Source organism: Candidatus Polarisedimenticolia bacterium, assembly GCA_035764505.1.
Taxonomy (GTDB): Bacteria; Acidobacteriota; Polarisedimenticolia; order Gp22-AA2; family AA152; genus AA152.
In genome coordinates this window covers 1-20,248 of the sequence record DASTZC010000104.1, presented here as the reverse complement: position 1 = coordinate 20,248, position 20,248 = coordinate 1, and the positions used below count along the sequence as shown (strand labels likewise).

The window sequence follows — 20,248 nt, the reverse complement described above, 5'->3', positions numbered from 1 at the left end:
CGGAGAGGCGGCGCGCATCGAGCGCCTGCTGCGGCTGCTCGGACTGCCGGTGCGGCCGGCCGGCCGGATCGACGCCGCACGGCTTCTCGAAACGGCGCGCTCCGACAAGAAGGCCAGGCAGGGGACCATCCGCTACGCCGTCCCGTCGCGCATCGGCGCGATGGCCCGCAGCGGCGGCGCCTACACTCTTCCGATTGGGGCGGCGCTGATCCGCAGGTCATTGAAGTATTAAGATCGAATCCGTCGAGCCGCCGGGTTGCGAGACGCAGCGGCCCATGGCCGCTCCACAAACGAAGCGCCCCGCGTACCTTTGTGGCTGCGCAAGCAAGACGCAACGCCGCAAGGCGGGATGGATCGGCAGCCGAAGGTTCAGTGCAGGAGCTTTCTCAGGGCAGCCAGCAGAAGCAGGAGGCCGAGGCCATAGAGCGCCGGACGCAGCAATGCGCCGGCGCGCCGGGCCGCGGGAGGCCGGAGCGGAACCGTGTCGTCGAAGTTATCGGGAAGGCGGGCAGGGCGGGATCGGCGATGCGCCTCGGCCAGGGCCGCCATCGCCTTCAGGTGAGACAACTCGGGCGCCGAGTCTTTCTGCGCGGTGGTCTCCGAGTCCCAATCCACCGGATGCCCGTCGCTGATCGCCTGGGCGACCTTCAGCAGCGCTCCATCGTCATCCCGCTCTTCCATCGGAGACCTTCATGCCCCGCACGAGCCGCACCAGCGCGCGGGCGATGGCCGCCCGCGCGGCGTTCGGCGTGGGATAGCCGAGCGCTGCGGCGATTTCGTCATAGCCGAAGCCCATCTCGAGCCGCAGCATGATCGCCTCCTGCTGGGTGCCGGGGAGCGACTGCAGCGCGGCATCGTAGCGGTCCAGCGCTTCGCGACCGATGGCCGCCTCGAGGGGAGACGGGCCGGCGTCCGGAAGAGGGTCGGGCAGCGTATCCCTTCCAGGCCAGCGGTCGACACGGCGTATCTGATCGGTGATGCGGTTGAGCAGGACGCGCCGCAGGTAGGCGAGGAAGGAGTCTTCCCCGTCGAGGGGCAGGGAACCGAGGTGGTTCAAGGTCCGCAGGAAGGTGTCCTGGACCAGATCGTCGGTATCCAGCAGGTCGCGGGCCCGCGCCGGCAGCCGACCATGCGCCCAGCGGCGCATCGGCACCAGGAAGCGGCACAGGAGAAGATCCCGGGCGCCTGCGTCCCCCGACTTGACGCGCTGGATCAGGGCGGCAGTCGACTCCCCACTGCTCGCTCCTGGTGCTTTCGCATCGGACGGGACGTCGTCGCTCACCTGGATCTCGAAGAGGCTGGAGCCGCGGTGCGCCGGGCAGGACTCGAGTGCACCCGTCGACGCCATTCATACGGCGAGCGGCATTGCCTGTCAAGCGGTACGGATGCACGTCCAGGATCTCCAGCAGGGCTTGCGACGGCCAGCGGGGAAGGGGCGGGAGCGGAGCCGCAAGGAGGGAGAGGGATTCCTCCCTGCGCCATGTAACCATGTGCCTTTGCTCCGCCCCCGCGGCACCGTCCCCAGGGCCGGGGGGAGTGGAAATCCCCACGGGGATACTCCGGCTCGTCTGCGGGACCGGGTCGGCTCCAGGGCTCCATCCCACGAAGTCGACTCGGCGCTCGAGCTTCTGCTCCACGGCGGACCGGTGCCGGCCGCCCGCTCATCCCTGGGAACGCATGGCCATCTCTTCGATACGCGCCACGCACCCCGGGGTCGCTCCCGGCCTCCTAGAGGGGGCCTATCCTGTATAACGCGTGCCGGCGCCGATCCGCACGAAAAAAAACCGCGGCTTCCGAGTGGGCACGTCCTGCCAGACTTTATTAGTCGGCCAGCCGCCGGTCGAGGTTCGGACGTCATCAAAAAACTGTGGCTCCCGGATACGGGGCCCGGGCCGGCCGTCATCCAATCAATCCCGCGGGCGGTTGATGGGCCGGTGCCGATTTTGCTAAGGTGCGGGCGCCATGAAGCTGATCGTCCTGGGGGACATCCACGGCAACCTGCCGGCTCTCGAGAAGTGCCTCGCCGAGGCGCGCCGTGAGGGGTACGACCGGATCCTGCACGCTGGGGACCTGGTCGGTTATGGGCCCGACACCGACGCCGTCATTCAGGCATTGAAGGGATCCGGCATCGGCGGCGTGCGGGGGAACTGGGACGAAGCCGTGGCCTGGGAGATGGATACACCCGGAGTCTGGCATCCCGACTTACGGACCGCCGAGGCGGGCCGTATCTCCTACGCCCCGACCTGCGAGAACACCACCCCGATCGGCCGCAGTCTCCTGGGAAACCTGCCCTTCGAGGTTCGCTTCAGCGAGGGGGGCATGAGCTTCCTCCTGGTGCACGCCAACCCGATCGACGCGGTGACCTATCTCTTCGAGGAGACCGACGAGCTCACCTTTCGCGAGTATGCGAAGGCGGCGGCGGTGGACGTGATACTTTTCGGCCACACCCATCGGCACTTCCACCGGCAGGTGAAATCGCACCATTTCATCGGCGTGGGGAGCGTCGGAATCCCGTCCCCGGGGGACGCACGGACCGGCTATACGGTGGTCTATACGGGAAACATCGGCAAGGGAGTGGACGTCAACTTCCGGCGCTTCGACTACGACACCCGGCGTCTGGCGGAGCGCTACCGCGAGCGCCAGCTGACCGATCCCTTCGCCCCGCTGCTCGCCGCCACCGCCTGACGCTTCCTCATAGAATCTCCCCGGCCTCATTGAGACAGCCTTCCCGGAAGCGAGCGGGCCGCAGCGGCGTCGCATCGATGGATAGCGACCGTCCCGTGGAGACGATCTCCGCCAGGATCTGACCCAGCGCGGGAGCATGCATGACGCCGTGACCCGAGGCGCCGGTCAGGCAGAAGAAGTTGTCGCATTCGGGAAGAGCGCCGACCAGCGCGTGCCGGTCGGGGGAGATCTCATACAGCCCGGCCCAGCTGGCGGAAACATCCACCGGCACATCGCGCAGCGCCGGGATCCTGTCGCGGGCTTCCTTCATGAGGGAATCGATCCAGACAGGCTCGACGAGAGTGTCGTAAGGATCGGGGGTGGCCGGCGGATCGGGTCTCAGGAGCAGCACCCTGCCATCGCGGACCCGCACGTGGAACCCGTTGCCCGCGAAGATCGTCATCGGCATCCCTTCCGGAAGCACCCGGGTCACGGCGGTGGCCGCCACCTGGCGCTTTACCGGCTTCACGGGCAGCGCAATTCCGGCCAGCTCCGCCAGCGGCGCGGCCCAGGCGCCGGCCGCATTGACCACCACTTCGCAGGCGACGCTCCCTCGTGATGTCCGCACGCGGCAGATCCTGCCGCCGGGACCAATCTCCAGATCCTCCACCTCGACGTCCCACTCGATCCGCAACCCATGGCGCGAGGCCGCCGCCAAGTAGCCCTCCAGGATCTTCAGGGGCCGGATGAAACCGTCCGTAGGACACCAGGCTCCTCCCAGGATTTCCCCGGGGGCGAGACAAGGCTGGATCTCCAGCGCTTCGCGCGCATCGACGAGGCGTGCCTCGAGGAGCCCGCACGCATGCTGCGTCTCCAGGGCGCCGCGCAGCGAGTCCGCCTGCGCCGCGCTTTCCGCCAGCACGAGGTAGCCGGCCGGCAAATATCCGGGGTCCACGCCGGTCTCTTCCTGGAAGCGGAGCAGCTTCTGGCGCGATAGCAGGGAAAGACCGATGTTCACGGGGGTGGAGAACTGCGCACGAAAGCCGCCGGTCGCCCGGCCCGTGCTGCCCAGTCCGGGAGCCGGATATCGATCGAGGAGAAGAAGATCCTTCCACCCCGCCGCGACGAGATGGAAAGCGGCGCTGGCACCGAGAACGCCGCCGCCGATGATCACGGCCGAGGCGGAGGAAATCATGCCGGGAATCTGTCTAGTAGAGGAAGAACGCAACCACGCCGGTCACGCTCGCTCGCGGGCCCGCAGCAGATTGAGGGCCGAGCCTGCCTTGAACCATTCGACCTGCTCGGCATTCAGCGTGTGCCGCAGCTCGAACTCCTCCTCGGAGCCATCCCGGTGGGTGATGCGCCCCAGCACCTTGCTTCCGGGGGCCAGCGCGGGGAGATGGAGCAGGCTCAGGCGGTCTCCTTCCTGGATCCTGTCGTAGTCGAGCAGGTTGTTGAAGGTCAGGGGCAGGAGCCCCTGCTTCTTGAGATTCGATTCGTGGATGCGCGCGAACGAGCGGGCCACGATGGCAGCGGCCCCGAGATGGCGCGGCGACATCGCGGCGTGCTCGCGGCTGCTTCCCTCGCCATAGTTGGCGTCTCCTACCGCCACCCAGCGGATTCCCTGGGCCTTCAGCGCCCGGGCGATCGCCGCCAGCGGCTCCTTGGCCCCGGTGAGAGGGCTCAAGCCGGTGCCCGGCTCCTTGGTGAAGGCATTGACCGCGCCCAGGAAGAGGTTGTCGCTGATCCGATCGAGGTGCCCCCGGTAGCGCAGCCACGGTCCCGCCGGGGATATGTGATCGGTCGTGCAGGGACCCTTTGCCTTGAGCAGGACCGGCAGATTCAGGAAATCGTTGCCGTCCCAGGCAGGGAAGGGGTCGAGGCGCTGCAGGCGATCGCTGTCCCCGGCAATCGTGACGTCGACCGATTCATCCGACTCGGCAGGAGCCTCGTATCCTTCCGAGGGCTTCACGAACCCTTTCGAAGGAAGATCGGGCGCCGGCTCGGGGGGCTGCAGCTTCCACGGCTTGCCGTCGCCCGCCGGCAGCGTGTCGGTGAGCGGATTGAAATCGAGCCGCCCCGCGATCGAGTAGGCGATGACCACCTCGGGGCTTCCCATGAAAGCGAGCGTCTCCGCCATGCCGTCGTTACGGCGAGGGAAGTTACGGTTGAAAGAGGTGATGATGGCGTTCTTGCGCGCCTCTCCGGGCGGCTTGCTCGCGAGGTCGTCGCGCTGCCACTGGCCGATGCACGGGCCGCAGGCATTCGCCAGCACCTTGCCGCCGAGGTTCTGCAGGACCGCCATCTGCCCGTCGCGCTCGATGGTGGCGCGGATCTGTTCCGATCCCGGCGTGACCAGGAGGGGAATCGCCACCTTCCGGCCGTGAGTGATTGCCTGCGTGGCCACGTCGGCGGCGCGGCCGATGTCCTCGTACGAAGAGTTGGTGCAGCTGCCGATGAGAGCCACCGACAGCGCTTCGGGATATCCTTCCCGCCGCACCGCCTCCTTGACCTGCGACAAAGGTCTCGCGAGATCGGGCCGGTGCGGCCCCACCAGGTGAGGCTCCAGGGTGGAGAGATCGATCTCCACGATGCGCGAGAAGAAGCGCTCGGGGTGCTCCTCCACCTCGGCGTCGGCTTGCAGCAGGGCCACGTGGCGCTGCGCCAGGTCGGCCAATCCGGCGCGTCCTGTTCCCCGCAGGTAGGCGTCCATGCGCTCATCGAACGGAAACACCGAGCCGGTGGCGCCCAGCTCCGCCCCCATGTTGGTGATCGTGGCCTTGCCGGTGCAGCTGATGGCGCGCGTCCCCGGGCCGAAATACTCCAGCACGCGGTTCGTGCCTCCTTCCGTGGTGAGAAGTCCGCACAGGTAGAGGATGACGTCCTTCGGGGCGGTCCAGCCCGACAGCCTGCCGGTCAGCCGGATCCCGATCGTCTCGGGATAGAGGACCTCCCAGGGGAAGCCCGCCATCACGTCCATCGCGTCGGCGCCCCCCACGCCGCAGGAGAGCATCCCCAGCCCTCCGGCGTTGGGGGTGTGGGAATCGGTTCCGATCAGCAGGCCCCCGGGAAACGCGTAGTTCTCCAGAATCACCTGATGGATGATCCCGGCGCCCGGCCTCCAGAATCCGATGCCGTACTTGCGCGAGGCGCTGCGCAGGAAATCGAAGACCTCGCGATTCTCGCGAGAGGCGACCTCCAAATCGCCGCGGGCCCCGTCGCGTGCGCGAATCAGATGATCGCAGTGGACGGTCGTAGGTACCGCGACGCTCTTCCGTCCGGCGAGCATGAACTGCAGCAGCGCCATCTGCGCGGTGGCATCCTGCATCGCCACCCGGTCCGGGCGCAGCAGGAGATAGCTTTTTCCTGGCCGAATCTCCTGCCGCACCGGATCTTCAGCATGCCCAAGGAGAATTTTTTCCGCCAGGCTAATGGGTCGGCCAACCCGGCCGCGAATCGTGGCGAGACGCTGTTCCATCCGGGAATAGACGCCGGTGACGAACTCGGGCGTTGAGTCGATGACGTGCATGAGGTCTCCTGAAAAGGAGGGTATCGTATCGCCTCGGCCTTCGGAGGTGCAAATAATGGGACCGCGGCGGGGCCTCTATTCGGCTCCATTGGCCCGAAAGGCGTGCCGGGCGCTGATTTCTCGCGATCAGAAATTTTTCAGCAACCGAATTCCCGTCAAGCCTCAATGCGCCGGGAGTGCTGCTCTCGAACCGCGCATTTCTCCGACTGCCCTCTTCAAACGCCTTTTTGCGTCATACATTCCTAGCGAGGGGTTCGGGCGTCGAAATCCTGACGCCCCTTTCAAGGTTTCGTGCCCAATTCGAACCGGGTTTTGCCCTGGCAAAACTCGCGTAAACAATTCTGCCCTTTCTATTTGACTAGCATGGGGGCGAAACCTAGAATAAGCCCAACAAGGGGGGTTTCCCCGACGGACGAAATTCAAGGCGGCGAGCACGAATGACCGGAATGAAGCTCGGTCGATTCGAGGTTCTGCGCGAAATCGGAAAGGGGGCCATGGGTGTTGTTTACCTGGCCCACGACCCGCGAATCGACCGAAAAATCGCCATCAAGATGATCCAGATTCCTCCCGGTGTCTCCGAGGAGGAAGCGCGCGAAGCGCGCCACCGCTTCGTCCGCGAGGCCCAGGCTGCCGGCAAGCTGGCCCATCCCAACATCATCACCATCTACGACGTCGTGGAAGATCCGCAGCGGACATATATCGCCATGGAGTATATCGATGGCGTCACGCTGGAGACTTTCACGAAGCCCGGCTCCCTCCTGCCGCTCGCCACGGTGCTGTCCGTCATCACGCAAGCCTGCTCGGCTCTCGACTATGCCCACAAGAGCCAAGTCATCCACCGGGACATCAAGCCGGCGAACCTCATGCTCATGAAGGGTGACCTGCTCAAGGTCACCGATTTCGGACTCGCCAAGAAGCCCGACGCCAACCTGACCCAGGCGGGGGTGCTCATCGGCACGCCGAATTACATGTCTCCGGAGCAGATCTCCGGCAAGCCGATGGACGGGCGCAGCGATTTCTTCTCCCTCGGTGTGGTCCTCTACGAGCTGCTCACGGGCGAGCGCCCCTTCGGCGGGGACACCATCTCGACGATCATCTACCGGATTCTCTACGACGAGCCGCGGCCTCCCCGTATCGTCAACGAGAAGCTGCCTCCCGCGTTCGATCAGATTCTCAAGCGGGCCCTCGCCAAGGAGCCCGCCGATCGCTTCCAGAGCGGGGCCGAGTTCGCCGAGGCCTTGAGCAACTATTCCACCTACCACTTCAAGCGTCCCGTCAGCACGGCGGCCCCCACACTGAGGGTCGGCCGCGAGGAGTCGGGGCCCACGGTGCTTCGCCCGCGCGACCGGTCCCGCGCCTATCCGCGCAGCGTGCCGGCGCCTTCCTTCCCGCTTTTCGCCGGCCAGCCGCTCAAGATCGCGGCCTGCGTGCTGCTGGCGATGGTGGGGCTGGTGCTGTTCCCGCGCCGGGTGCACGAGATCGACCAATCGGAGCTCCGTGCGGCGCGCTCGCCGGAGGCCCGCGTCGAAGCGGCGCAGGCGGGTTTCTCGACGCCATTCGGCGCGCCGGCGGTTCCGCAGGCGAAGCTTCCCAGCTCCGGCCGCGAGGCCAGGATCCAGGTCGCCGAGGGAACGGAGCTCTTCCTGGACGGAGAGCTTCTCTCCAAGCCGCTCCTGCGGCTCTCTGAATCGGACGAGAAGGAGCACCAGCTCCTGGCGGTGCAGGGATGCCGCCAGCGCTCCACTCTGGTGACGCTGCGCGATTTCAAGGACGACTACGATCTGCGTTCGCTGGAGCCGGCACAGGGCACGGTGAACATCGCCACCGACCCTCCCAACGCGACGGTGATCCTGGACGGCAAGCCGGCCGGCAAGACTCCCACGGCGGTCCCGATCGAGACGTGCGAGAAGCACTCGTTGCGCCTCGTCCTGAAGGATTACCGCGAGAAGCGCTTCGAATTCGCCGAAGACGCGCCGCTGAGCAAGATTTCCGCAGACCTCGGCTTCGATCACAAGAAGAACAAGCAGCTTTCGATCGCCTTGGAAAAGATTCCGATGGGGGTCGCGCGGCTGGAGCCGCCGCCGCCCTTTCCGATGGAGGCCACCTTCGTCTCCGCGGAGGGGAAGTCCATGAGCCCCGACATCAAGAATGGAGAGCTCAGCCTCCCGGAAGGGAAGCTCCAGCTCCAGCTGGTGAACGAGAAAGTCCGCTTTAAACGGTCGATTGAAGTGGAAATCGTGGGTGGCGAAACGCGCTCGGTCCGGGTCGAATGGCCCTCGCTCGGGAAGCTCTCGGTTCAGGCCGAGCCTTCGAACTGCAAGGTCTACGTGGACGGGATATTCCTGGATAATCCTCCGGTTTTCGAACATCCCCTGGTCGCCGGCGAGCACGAGATCCTGGTCGTGCCCGAAACGGATCATGACCAGAAGCAGGCCCGCAAGATCACCATCGAAAGCGGCCTGACCCGGCTGGAAAAATTCACCTTTTGATGCGGTTCTCATGACACTGCCGAGGCCCGCCCGGTACCTCACGGTCCTCCTCGCCCTCCTCTTCCTCTCGCTCCCTGTTCTCGGACAGGAGAAGGGGATCGCGCAGGCTCTCTACGAAAACGCCTTGCAGCTCCTGCGCACCGGGAAGACGGAAGAGGCGCTCAAGCGTTTCGAGGAGATCTACACCAACTACGCCGCCGCCGACCGGGCCCCTGACGCGCTGTTCCAGGCGGCCACCTACTACTACCCGTATACCGAGCTCGAAGACCTGGGCCAGGCGGGACGCGACGCCATCCAGAAGACGATTCCGCTGCTGGAGAAGATCCGCGGGAGCTACGGCAACTCGGGCCGCGCTCCCGAAGCGATCTACCTGCTGGGGCTTCTGGCCCTGGAGCCGGACAACCCGCGCGCCAACGCGAACGAGGCCTACGCCGCCTTCACGTCGGTGGCCGATGTCTATCCCGACAGCCCGCGCGTGGGCCACGCCCTCTACGGGGCGGCGATCAGCCAGGTGCGTGCCGAGGCCTACGAAGCGGCGCTCGAGGATTTCTCCAGGCTCCTCGAGCAGGTCCCCGATTTCTCCGGGGCGCCGAAAGCGCGTCTCGCTTTCGCCGACTGCCTGTTCCACGCCGGCGATTTCCAGCGCTCCATGGAGGAGCTGCAAAAGGTGCGGGATCTCTACCCCTCCAAGCCGGAGGCGCGGGAGGCTGTCGAGCGGCTGACCCTGCTGCACCGGCTGCGGCTGGAGCCGCTCGCCGGCCGGCCCGTGCGCTATGCGGTGGATGCCGGCTTCAACGGCAAGATGCAGGTTCTCGGAGTCAAATCGCTGGTCTCGATGTCGGCCGATCCCGAAGGGGAGCTCCTGCTCGGCGACGGTCGCGGCGGCAGCGTCGTCAAGGTGGACCCCACGGGAAGGACCATCGCGCGCATCGTCCTGGAGAACGTGTCGGCGGTCGCCATGGACCGCGGCGGCACGCCGGTCGCCGTCGGCGGCGGCGTGGTGGTGTACGGCAAGACGCAGCGGCTCCTGAACCGTCCCGATGCCTCTTCGACCCGTCCGGTCAAGGACGTCGTCTCGCTCGCCGCCGACCGCGGGGGAAGGACCCTGGTGGCCGACGGTAAATCCGGCGAGGTCTTGCTGTTCGGCCGCGCCGGAGAATTCAAGACGGCGCTGCACAAGTCTGCCTCGGGAAAGCTGGCCGAAGTGCGCGTCGGCCTGGACGATCAGGTCTACATCCTCGACTCGAAGGAGAAAACGATTAGCGTCTATTCGGAAGGGAAGGCGGTGTCGCGCCTGCGCCTCGACGAGCCGCCCGCTTCGATCGCGGCTCCCGTCGACTTTGCGGTGGATGATCTCGGCGACTTGTATGTCGTGGACGCTGCCGCGGGCCGCATTGTCGTCCTGGACCCCACCGGCAAGCGGGTGCTTTCCACCATCCTCGCGGACAAGGGGAAAGGAGTGCTGGCGGAGCCCCAGCGGGTCGAGGTGGATCGTCAGGGGAGAATCTACGTCTACGATCGGAGGAGCGATGCCATCGTGCGGTTCCGCTAAGCGAGCGCAGCGCGCGTCCGGCGCCGTCGTGGCGGTCCTGCTCCTGTGGGCCCTGGGTCTTGCGGCCTTTCCCTGCCGGGCGCAGGAAGAGGAGGAGGATCTCACCGCCGAGACCGCCCTCCTGAGCCAGCGCCTGAAGAACGGCGAGGAGATGTTCAACGGTCTCAAGCTGGCGGAGGCCATCGCCGAGTTCGACGCCGTCGTCCAGGCCTACGATGCCGGGAAGCTGCAGGACTCGGGCGCGGATGGAATCAAGATGGTGAGCAAGGCGCTCGACCTGCGGGCCCGCGCCTATTTCAATCTGGGAGATCGGACCCGCGCGACCTCGGATTTCGAGAAGCTCCTGGGGATCAGCATCAACTACCCCTTCGACAAGACGAAGGTCTCGCCCAAGGTGGTGGAGCTTTTCGAGCAGGTGAAGCGGGAGAATGTCGCCAGTCTCACCCTGTCCACCGATCCTCCCGGAGCGGAGGTCTATCTCAACGACGAAATGGTCGGGCTGACCCCGCTGGTCAGCCAGCCGGTCATGAAAGGCACTCCGCGGCTGAAGATCGTCCTGAAGGGGTTCCGCGACCACGAGGAGAACCTGGTCCTGAACCCGCGCTCCGAGGTGCGGCGCGAGATTCGCCTCACACCCAGCCAGCGCATCCTGCAGTTCATCACCGAGCCGGCCGGCGTGAGTATCCTGATCGACGACAAGCTGGCGGGCACCACCTTCGGAGTCCTGCCGCACGAGCTGCAGTCTCTCGCCAAGGAAGCCGGGCTCGATCCCTCGCGCAGCTCCGCGCCCCTGCTGATACCGCACATCGAGCCGGGGGCTCACGAGGTGCGCTTCGAGAAGGAATGCTTCGGCCCGATTTCCCGCAGCATCCAGGTGAAGCTGGACGTGGAGCGCAACGAGCCGCAGACGTTCCAGCCGGTCTCGTTGAAGCAGGAGCAGGGGCAGATTCGGGTCGTCTCGCATCCGCCCGGCGCCGAGGTGCTGGTGGACGGCAAGTCGCTCGGGACGACGCCGCTGCAGCAGGCGCCGATCTGCGCCGGCGATCGCGACATCCGCTTGGTGAAGAAAGGGGAGGGGACCTGGTTCGAGCGGGTGCGCGTCAAGCCCGACGCGGTCAATCTTCTCGACGCCACGCTGCGTCCCACGCTCCTCTACCTCGGGACGTCGCGGCTGGACGAGTGGAAGCGTCTCAACTGGAGCGACGAGGACAAGCTCCTGCTCGACAAGCTCGGCTCGCTGCGCACCGTCAACATGGTGCGCTCCGACGAGCAGCTCAAGCAGTTCCGATCCGTGCTGCAGGCCTCTCTGGCCCCGCCCGAGGAGTCGGAGAAGCTGCGCAAAGGCGGCGGATTGCCTGCGGCGAGTGTTCTCGAAGCGCTGGGGAAGTTCCAGGCCGACCTGCTGCTGTGGGGAGTCTCCGTCCAGGAGCAGGGAGGCAAAGGATCCCAGTCGCTGTTTCTCTACTCCGCGGAGCAGCCCACTCCCGACGTGACCCACCTCGACCTGTCCCGCGACACCGACGTCCAGCAGTTCGTGGTGCGGCTCGATCGCACGCCGGATCTGAGGCGCCCCTGGATCGGGGCCGCCTTCGCCGACACGCTCATGGGGGAGGGACCCGTGGTGGTGCGCGTCGTCAAGTCGGGCCCCGCCGCGACGGCCGGGCTGCTCCCTGCCGACCAGGTCCTCACCGTCAACAGCCGCAAGGCTTCGGAGTCGGGAGCTCTCTCGCTTGCCCAGAACGACTGGAAGACGGGGGATGCCGTCTCGCTGACCGTCGGCCGCGATGGCGCGAGCAAGAGCCTCACTTTCAGCGTCGGGGAGTCTCCGATCCTTATCCCGCTCTATTCTCCGGACATTCTCTACAACAAGGCGCTGGCTGATTATCGTCAGCTGACGCGGGGCGGTGACGAGCCGCTCGACCGTGCCCTGGCGCAGGTCAACCTGGGCCTTGCCTTCATGCATTTCAAGGCCTACGACAAGGCCCTCTCGGAGTCCTTCAGCCTGGTGAACCTGCCGGCAGGCAGCGGCATCTCGCGCGGCACCGTCCGCTATTACCAGGGGCTGTGCTATCTCAAGAAAGACCTCGTCCCGGAGGCCCGCACGGCCTTCCAGGAGGCCGCCGCCGCGACCGAGGCGACCCTCGATTCCAATGACGGTCCGCCGGTCGCCCCCCGGGCCAAGAATCTGCTCCAGTAGCGCAGAAAAAGGCCTTTTCCGTTGACCCGGCTCCGACAGTTCCCGTAAAATCGTCTATCGCGCAAAGAGTCTGCGGCGCAGGCCTTTCCGGCCGCCCGCGTCCCTTTTATCCTAAGGATCACCGCCGCGAGATGGCCATCCGCCGGGTAATCCTGATCTTCGTCTGCCTCGCCTTCGCGCTGGCTCCACGTGTCGACGCCGGAACGCTGGAAGAAGACTTCCCTACCTTGGGGACCGTGCGCTGGGGCCCCTTTCGCGCGCGCCCTTATTTCATGATCAAGAACGTGGGGTATGACAGCAACGTCTTCCTCGAGGACGGGACGCCTACCTCCGATTTCACTTCCACGGGCGAGGCGGGGCTGAGGCTGTTCAGCCTATTCGGCCAGCGCGGCGTCATCCAGATGGAAGAGATCTTCGATTATGTCTGGTACCAGGACAACGACGATCTCAACCACTTCAACAACGCCTTTCAGGGAAAAGGGGCCTATTACATGCGGCGCGGGCGGGCCTTCGCCGAGCTTCGCCTGCTTTCCGTCGAGGACCGTCCCAGCAGCGAAATCGACTACCAGACCCGCCGTACCGAGCGCTCTTTCGGGACCGGCTGGGAATTCGTGTGGCCCCATTCCTCCCTGCGCTTCCGGCTCGGGCAGGACCATTTCGGCTACGACCCAGGGTCCGAGGAAGGTCAGAACATCCCCGAGGCCCTGAACCGCGAGGAGAAGCGCGTCACCATCACCGGCTCCAAGCGCATCCTTCCCAAGACTGATTTCCTGTTGGAGTGGGAAGGCCGGCGCATCGATTTCACCGAGCCGGCCGGCGAGCCGAGCGATTCCCGCTCGCGCCGCATCTCGACCGGGTTCAACTTCGATCCTTCGGCTTTCATCCGTGGCTCGGTCAAGGTCGGATGGCAGGACCTGGAGCCCGACAACGATCTGTTCACAGGGTATGCGGGGATGGTGGGGGACGCCATCCTGGTGTACCGCTTCAGCGGACACACGGCCCTGGAGATGCGCGGGTTGCGGCAGACGGGCTTCACCACGGCGGTCAACAACATCTATTACCTGGAGACAGGCTACGGCGCGACTTTGACCCAGGCCCTGGGCGATCGAGTCGCCGGAGAGGTCGGAATCAGCCGGGGCGAGGTCGATTTCCCGCGCTCCACGCTGGCCTTCGACAGCGAGCACCACGAGCTGGTTTCGGGGCACCGCGTCGATGACATCCGCTCCTATTTCGTGGGTGCCTCGTACCGCTACTCCGCGCTGAGCCGGCTCGGGCTGCGACTTGGGGTCTGGGAGCGCAGCTCGACTTTCGATTTCCTGAATCGGCACCGCTTCACGGCCCAGATGATCTACGCATACAACTTCTGATAAGATATAAGCCTCTCTTTTTGAAGGAGTTCGCTCGAATGCCAGCTTCCTCCCGCGGACGGGGGGCGCCCAGACTGAGAGCCGCGGCGCTGCTCCTCGCCGCCGCCCCTCTCCTTCTTTCGAGCGCCATCGGTCAGGATTCGATCGCGACCCTTCTGGAAGTGCGACCCGACACCGCCACCGCGACGATTCGTTTCATCTGCAGTGCCTCGTTTGTTTTCCAGCAGGCGCAGGACTCCGATCCCAGCCGCGTCGTGGTGGATCTCCGCGGCGTCCGCAACGGACTCAAGGAGAAGGTAAATTTCAAATCGGAGCTCGTGCAGGAAATCTCGGTGGCGACGCATTCGGCCGAAGGAGTGGAGGGGACGCGCGTGATCCTGCAGCTGCGCCGGCCCATGCCGGTCCTGCTGCAGCAGGAGAAAGACGCGCTGGCGGTGATCCTGGGAGGCAGGGAGGGGCCGCTGCCGGTGAAGCCCGCCTCTCCACCCGCGCCCACGGCGCCGCCGGTGGCCGGCAAGGCCACGGTTGCCGGGACGGGCGTGACGGTGCCCGGGATTCGCAGCGACTACATCATCGGCAAGGAAGACCTCCTGGAGATCGGCGTGTTCCAGCAGCCCGATTTGACCCGCACCGTGCGCGTCTCCGGCGACGGCACCATCTCGCTGCCGCTGCTCGGGGTCGTGCCGCTGGAGGGTCTCACCACGACGCAGGCGGAAGGCGCCCTGCGCGACCTTCTCAGCGACCGCTACCTCAACGATCCCCAGGTCTGGGTTTTCGTGAAGGAGGCGAAGAGCAAGAAGATCAGCGTCGTGGGAGCGGTCGAGAAGCCCGGCACCCTGGAGATGCTCGGCAGCCGCACGCTGCTGGAGGCAATCTCGGAGGCGGGCGGGCTGACGCACCAGGCGGGCAAGGAGCTGCACGTGCTGCGCACCGATCCCTCCGGTGCGACCACCCGCATCGACATCGATCTGGACGACCTGATGATTCACGGCAACCCGGAGCTGAACATCCCACTGCAGCCGGGCGACGTCCTCAACGTTCCCATCGACCGCATCCTGCACGTCTACGTCGACGGCGCCGTGCGCAAGCCGGGGGAGGTCGAGTACAAGGCGTCGCGGCCCCTCACGCTGCTGCAGGCGATCGCTGCGGCCGGCGGGCTGTCCGAGCGCGCCTCGCAGAAAGGGATTGTGGTGATCCGCACCGGCGACACCGGGGCGCAGTCGACGACCAAGGTTGATCTCAAGGCGGTGCGCAAGGGAAAGCAGGACAACTTCGTCCTGCAGAACGGCGACAGCATCTACGTCCCGGAGACTTTTTTCTGATGGAAGCCGGTACAACGAAGGAAATCAATCTTCTCGATTACTGGACCGTTCTGCAGCGGCGCCGATGGGTGGTGTTCACGGCCGTGGTGGTCCTCCTGGTCACGGTGACGCTCGGGTCCTTCCTGATCGCCCCGACCTACCGCTCCGTCTGCACCCTGCAGATCGAGCGCGAGCAGCCCAACGTGCTGGAGTTTCAGCAGGTCCAGCCGGTCGGCTACGACTATATGTCGTACAACGACTTCTACCAGACGCAATATCGCCTCATCTCCAGCCGCAACGTGGCCCGCAAGGCGGCCCACAAGCTCGATCTGCGCAACGATCCCATCGTCAGCCGGATGGTGTCCCGGCGGGGCGGGAAAAGCATGCTGACCCGGATGTTCGAGGTCTTCCGGAAATCCCCCCTCGACGAGATCCCGGACGATCCCGACAAGCCCTACCTCGAGTTCGTCCTGGCGGGCCTCGACGTGAGCCCGCTCAAGAACACCCATCTCGTGGAGATCTCCTTCGTCAGCCTGGATCCCGAGCTCTCCTCGCGCATCGCCAACGCCGTTGCCAATTCCTACATCGAGTTCAACCAGTCGGCGCGCTACGACAGCACCGCACAGGCCAGCGAGTTCATCGCCAGCCAGACCACCGAGCTGAAGAAGCAGATCTCCGATCTCGAGGGGCGGCTCAACCAGTACGGCAAGGAAAAAGAGATCATCGGGCTGGACGACAAGCAGGACATCACCAGCCAGAAGCTGGGGCAGCTCAACCAGGACGTTCTGGAGGCCCAGGTCGAAACGTCGCGCAAGGAGGCCCGCTACCGCGGTCTGCTGACCACGCCTCCCGAATCGATCAAGGAGGTCTCGCAGAGCAACCTGAACCAGCAGCTGCGCGAGAAGGCGGCCGAGCTGGAGCGCGAGTACACCCAGAAATCGAAGCAGTTCAAGCCCGACTGGCCGGAGATGCTGCAGCTCAAGGCGGAATGGGACGCGGCTTTGTCCACCCTGGCCACCGAGTCGAGGAAGATCTACGACGACACCCTCAAGACCGCCAAGATGGAGTACGAGGAGGCCTCGGCGCATGAGAAGACGGTGCGCGCCGCGCTGGAGGATCAGAAGGGCGAGGCGATCAAGCAGAAGCAGTACGGCGTGGAGTACTCCAGCCTCAAGGCGGCGGTCGACTCGAAGCGCGAGATCTTCAACAAGCTGATGCAGCGGGAGACCGAGACCGGCTCCTTGTCGAAGCTCAAGAACGCCGGGACCGGGAACGTCTGGGTGGTGGACGCCGCCGAGATCCCCGATCACATCTTCCGCCCCAACAAAAAGATGAACATCGCGCTGAGCCTGTTCGTGGGGCTGGCGCTGGGCGTCGGGATGGCATTCTTCCTGGAGTATCTGGACAACTCGATCAAGTCCACCGCCGACATCGAGAAGTACATCCATCTCCCGACGCTGGGAACGATCCCGATGGTCATGACCCTTGCCGCGGCCGGAGAGCCGACGGGGCCGAAGCGCCTGCGCCGGGATCCGGTGTCCCCGGCCGTGGACCTGGTGACCTTGCGCGACCCCGGGTCGCCCGCCTCGGAGGCCTACAAGACGCTGCGGACCTCGCTCCTGCTGTCGACCGCGGATGCCCCTCCGAAGCTGATCGTGGTGACCAGCAGCGAGCCGCAGGAAGGCAAGACGGTGACGACGCTGAACACGGCGATCACCCTCGTGCAGAGCGGCAAGAAAGTGCTCCTGGTGGACGGCGACATGCGGCGTCCGCGGCTGCACAAGGCGATCGGAGCCGTCAATGCCGTCGGATTGTCCAGCTATCTCTCCGGCAACGCGGAGCTGGATTCGATTGTTCAGGAAACCCAGATTCCCAATCTGTTCCTGGTCTCCAGCGGTCCCATCCCGCCGAACCCCTCCGAGCTGCTCGCCTCGGAGCATTTCGACTTCCTGCTGGAGACGCTGCGGCGCAGCAGCCGCTTCGACCATGTCATGATCGACTCACCCCCGCTTCTGTCGGTGGCCGATCCGGTCATCATGGCGTCCAAAGCGGGCGGGACCATCCTGGTCGTCCAGTGCGGGCGCACCGCGCGCATGGCGGTGGCGCGCGGCCGCGAGAAGCTCACGCAGGCCAAGGCCAACATCCTCGGCGTCGTCCTCAACGACGTGGACATGCGGCATGGCGAATACTACGGGAACCAGTACGGCTACCATTACCGGGCCTACCGGTACGAGTCCGCCCCGGAGCGGGGTGAGACCGCGGGAACCGCACCACCGCCGGTGCCCTGAAGCACCTTTTTCTCGAGCTCCGTTGTTGATCAGCCAATCCGGGAAGCCCGGCGAGAGCCGGCTGGAAGCTCTGCTCGATCGGTCGATCCGAGCCGGGTTGGTGCTGATCGTCGTCCTGGCGCCGCTGCCGTTCGGGGCCGTCGAGCCGTGGGCCACCTCGGCGCTGGAGCTGGGCGTGGCCGCCGTGGCCCTGCTGTTCCTGTACCGGTTGTTCCTCTTCCCGGCCACCACGCGGATCGAATTCTCCCCGCTGCTCGTTCCCGCGGTCGGCATCCTCGTCCTGATGGGGATGCAGATCATTCCGCTGCCCGAGCGCGTAATCGGAGCCCTCTCTCCCAAGACCAGCGAGCTGTACCGCGATGCCCTTCCGCGGGGCTCGGCACCCGCGGACGACGTGTCGACCGCCGCGGCGCCGACTCCCGGAAAAGCGCCGGACCCCTGGCGGCCGATCTCCCAGTCCTCCTTCGCCACGCGCACCTATCTCCTTAAGGGGGTGGCTTTCACGCTCTTCCTGTTCCTTTTTCTCAATGCCTTTCACGAAACGCGTCAGGTGCGCCTCGTGCTGTACGCGCTGGTGGCCGCCGGTACTTTCCAGGCCTTCTACGGGGTTCTGGAGTATGTGAGCGGTCACCAGCACATCTTCCTCTACCAGAAAAAGTACTACACCGACGCGGCCACCGGAACCTTCATCAACCGCAACCACTACGCTGCTTTCCTGGAGATGGCGCTGCTGTCGGCCCTCGGATTGTTCCTTTCCCGCCTGCGCGAGCCGCACGCCGGGGAGACCTGGCGGGAGCGCCTGCTGGCCCTGACCGACCGCCGCGCCAGCCTGAACCTGGCGCTGCTCCTGGGCATCGGCATCATCGCCGTCGGGCTGGTGCTGTCCTATTCGCGTGCCGGCATCATCCTCGGAATGGTCGCGGCGGCGGCCTTCTGCCTGTTCCAGCTGCGGCGGGGCTGGTCGTTGCAGAAGACCGTTCTCGTCGGCGTGCTGTCGGCCGCGGTGCTCGTTCCCGCTTACGGCGTGGGCTACTGGACCCTCACCGGCCGGTACTCGCTGCTCACGACGGAGCTGACGATGCCCGGGGGGCGGATGGCGGTCTGGAAGAAGACGCTCGGGATCGTGCGGGACTTCCCGCTCACGGGAACCGGCGTGGGGACCTTCCAGTTCGTCTTTCCCCGTTACCGAGACGCGACGACCACGGCGTTCTACGATTATGCCCACAACGATTACCTGCAGGTCCTCTCCGAGGCGGGGCTGATGGGAGGGATCCTGCTGGCGCTCGCCGTGGCGGTGATTGGCGCGGCCTGGATCCGCCGCGCGGCGCCGATGGGCTCGGTACTGCGCTCGGCCTGCGGCTTCGGCCTGCTCGCCGTGGCCCTTCACGAAATGGTCGATTTCTCTCTTCAGATACCGGCCAATCTCCTGGCCTTTACCCTGCTGGCGGGGTCGCTGCTCGTCCTGGGCAAAACCGGCGGGGAGCCGGAGGAAGGAGTGCCCCGTGCCTGACCGGCGGAGCTGGCTGCTCTTCCTGGGAATTCCGGGTCTCCTCCTGTACGCCACCTTCGGGGTGGCGCAGCTGCGCTCGGCGCACGCGCTCGCCGAGTTCAAGGCGCTGCAGAAGGCCTACCCTCCCGACAGCCTGAAGGTCCCGCCCCCGGAAATCCAGGCCCGCAAGATGGGAGCACTGCTCCTGGCGGAGCGTCTCGCTCCCGACAACCCGGAGCCGGCCTTCCAGCTGGGCCTCCTGCACATGGTGAAAGCGGAGGTCGACAGCTTCAACCCCGCGCCGTCCGAGGGCGATGCGGAAAAGCGGACGCAGGCGTCGCTGCGCGAAGGGCTGCGCTGGATCGACCGTGCCATCGAGCGGAATCCGGGCGACGCGGAGGTTCACTTCGTCAAGGCGACCCTGCTGCAGAACCTGGACGGCTCCGTCGGCGAGGAGAATTCCGCCACCTCGCAGGAGGTGCACCACCTCCTGCGTCTCGCGGACCGGCTCGATCCCTACCGTCCAGGGCTCCATTTCCGGATCGGCTCGTTCTGGATCTCCCTCGGGGAGAAGGACGAGGCGCGCCGCGCCTTGACCGTGGCCCTGTCGGACACTTTCCGGTTCGCGCGGCCGGTCTTCAATCTCCTCTGGTCGGTGGTCGCCGACGCGGATGAGCTGGCCGATTTCGTGGGCGACGAGCCGCTGTCGCGGGCGATGCTGGGCGATTTTCTCTGGATGCACGGCTACCGCGAGCAGGCCCAGGAGCAGTTCGACAAGGTCGGCGCATCCCCCAGCTTCGACTATCGTACGGGCGAATCCCTGATCGTCCATTATCTGAGGGAGTATCAGGCGGAGAAGGCGCGCGGCGTCATCGCGCGCATGGAGCGCTTCGAGCCGAAGCTCGCGCCCTTCTATCGGGCCCGGCTGGAGCTGTTCCGCGGCAAGGCCTATGCGCAGGAGAGCCGCTTCCAGGACGCGATTCCCTGCTACGAAAGCTCGCTCGCATTGGACCCCGCGAATGTCCAGAGCCATATCGAGCTGGCGGAGGCCTACCTGCAAGAGGGCCAGCCGCAGAAGGCGATCGCCCGCTTGCGCTTCGTTCTGTCCCGCTCGCTGCCGGTCCCCCGGGATATTGCCGCCCCTGGAGAGATCCATTACAGCCTGGGACGCGCCTATGAGGCGCTCGGCGATCGCGAGGGTGCCCTGGCCGAGTATCTTCGCGCCTCCTCGGAAGATCCGGGAAATGCCCTGTTCTCCGAAAAGGCCACCACTCTCACGCGGGGGCTGTGAGAGCGATGCCCGACACGCCTCTGTCGTTGCCGCGTGGCTTGAGCCTCTGGTGGACCGATCTCCCGACACGCCGCACGCTGT

14 protein-coding genes are annotated in these 20,248 nt (G+C 65.8%); 10 read left to right on the top strand and 4 right to left on the bottom strand.

Annotated features, from left to right (window positions below; translation table 11 throughout):
* On the top strand, window positions 1-232 hold a 232-nt coding region (locus VFW45_07165; protein ID HEU5180554.1), incomplete at its 5' end, for a hypothetical protein.
* 137 nt (window positions 233-369) lie between these two features.
* On the opposite strand, the gene VFW45_07160 is transcribed toward VFW45_07165, so the two are convergent.
* Together VFW45_07160 and VFW45_07155 are read right to left on the bottom strand one after the other, a co-directional pair.
* Window positions 370-681 (bottom strand): hypothetical protein, encoded by a 312-nt coding sequence (locus tag VFW45_07160; protein HEU5180553.1) that lies wholly within the window; start codon window positions 679-681, stop codon window positions 370-372.
* A complete protein-coding gene (locus VFW45_07155) occupies window positions 665-1,348 on the bottom strand; it encodes a sigma-70 family RNA polymerase sigma factor (protein ID HEU5180552.1) in 684 nt (227 codons plus the stop codon). The genes VFW45_07160 and VFW45_07155 overlap by 17 nt, the downstream gene beginning before the upstream one ends.
* A gap of 614 nt (window positions 1,349-1,962) precedes the next feature.
* On the opposite strand from VFW45_07155, the gene VFW45_07150 reads away from it, so the two are divergent.
* Complete coding sequence (locus VFW45_07150; GenBank protein ID HEU5180551.1) at window positions 1,963-2,685, top strand: metallophosphoesterase family protein; 723 nt, start codon at window positions 1,963-1,965, stop codon at window positions 2,683-2,685.
* Window positions 2,686-2,692: 7 nt separating this feature from the next.
* Here VFW45_07150 and VFW45_07145 read toward each other — a convergent pair whose 3' ends face one another.
* Together VFW45_07145 and VFW45_07140 are read right to left on the bottom strand one after the other, a co-directional pair.
* Window positions 2,693-3,859 (bottom strand): FAD-binding oxidoreductase, encoded by a 1,167-nt coding sequence (locus VFW45_07145; protein HEU5180550.1) that lies wholly within the window; start codon window positions 3,857-3,859, stop codon window positions 2,693-2,695.
* 42 nt (window positions 3,860-3,901) lie between these two features.
* Complete coding sequence (locus VFW45_07140) at window positions 3,902-6,193, bottom strand: aconitate hydratase (GenBank protein HEU5180549.1); 2,292 nt, start codon at window positions 6,191-6,193, stop codon at window positions 3,902-3,904.
* Window positions 6,194-6,639: 446 nt separating this feature from the next.
* Here VFW45_07140 and VFW45_07135 point away from each other — a divergent pair, with 446 nt between their 5' ends.
* The 8 genes from VFW45_07135 (at window position 6,640) to VFW45_07100 (ending at window position 20,167) form a co-directional block, all read left to right on the top strand.
* A complete protein-coding gene (locus VFW45_07135) occupies window positions 6,640-8,682 on the top strand; it encodes a serine/threonine-protein kinase (protein ID HEU5180548.1) in 2,043 nt (680 codons plus the stop codon).
* A 10-nt stretch (window positions 8,683-8,692) separates the two neighbouring features.
* Complete coding sequence (locus VFW45_07130) at window positions 8,693-10,234, top strand: tetratricopeptide repeat protein (GenBank protein ID HEU5180547.1); 1,542 nt, start codon at window positions 8,693-8,695, stop codon at window positions 10,232-10,234.
* 28 nt (window positions 10,235-10,262) lie between these two features.
* Complete coding sequence (locus VFW45_07125) at window positions 10,263-12,431, top strand: PEGA domain-containing protein (protein HEU5180546.1); 2,169 nt, start codon at window positions 10,263-10,265, stop codon at window positions 12,429-12,431.
* Window positions 12,432-12,562: 131 nt separating this feature from the next.
* Entirely contained in the window at window positions 12,563-13,798 is a 1,236-nt protein-coding gene (locus tag VFW45_07120; GenBank protein HEU5180545.1) for an outer membrane beta-barrel protein, read from the top strand.
* Between the two features lie 38 nt (window positions 13,799-13,836).
* Window positions 13,837-15,120 (top strand): polysaccharide biosynthesis/export family protein, encoded by a 1,284-nt coding sequence (locus VFW45_07115; protein ID HEU5180544.1) that lies wholly within the window; start codon window positions 13,837-13,839, stop codon window positions 15,118-15,120.
* Entirely contained in the window at window positions 15,120-17,387 is a 2,268-nt protein-coding gene (locus VFW45_07110) for a polysaccharide biosynthesis tyrosine autokinase (GenBank protein ID HEU5180543.1), read from the top strand. Before VFW45_07115 ends, VFW45_07110 begins: the two co-directional genes overlap by 1 nt.
* Before the next feature lie 25 nt (window positions 17,388-17,412).
* Window positions 17,413-18,897 carry an O-antigen ligase family protein gene (locus VFW45_07105; protein HEU5180542.1) on the top strand — a complete coding sequence of 495 codons (1,485 nt, stop codon included), beginning with the start codon at window positions 17,413-17,415 and terminating at the stop codon, window positions 18,895-18,897.
* A complete protein-coding gene (locus tag VFW45_07100) occupies window positions 18,890-20,167 on the top strand; it encodes a tetratricopeptide repeat protein (protein ID HEU5180541.1) in 1,278 nt (425 codons plus the stop codon). Before VFW45_07105 ends, VFW45_07100 begins: the two co-directional genes overlap by 8 nt.
* Window positions 20,168-20,248: the final 81 nt, after the last annotated feature.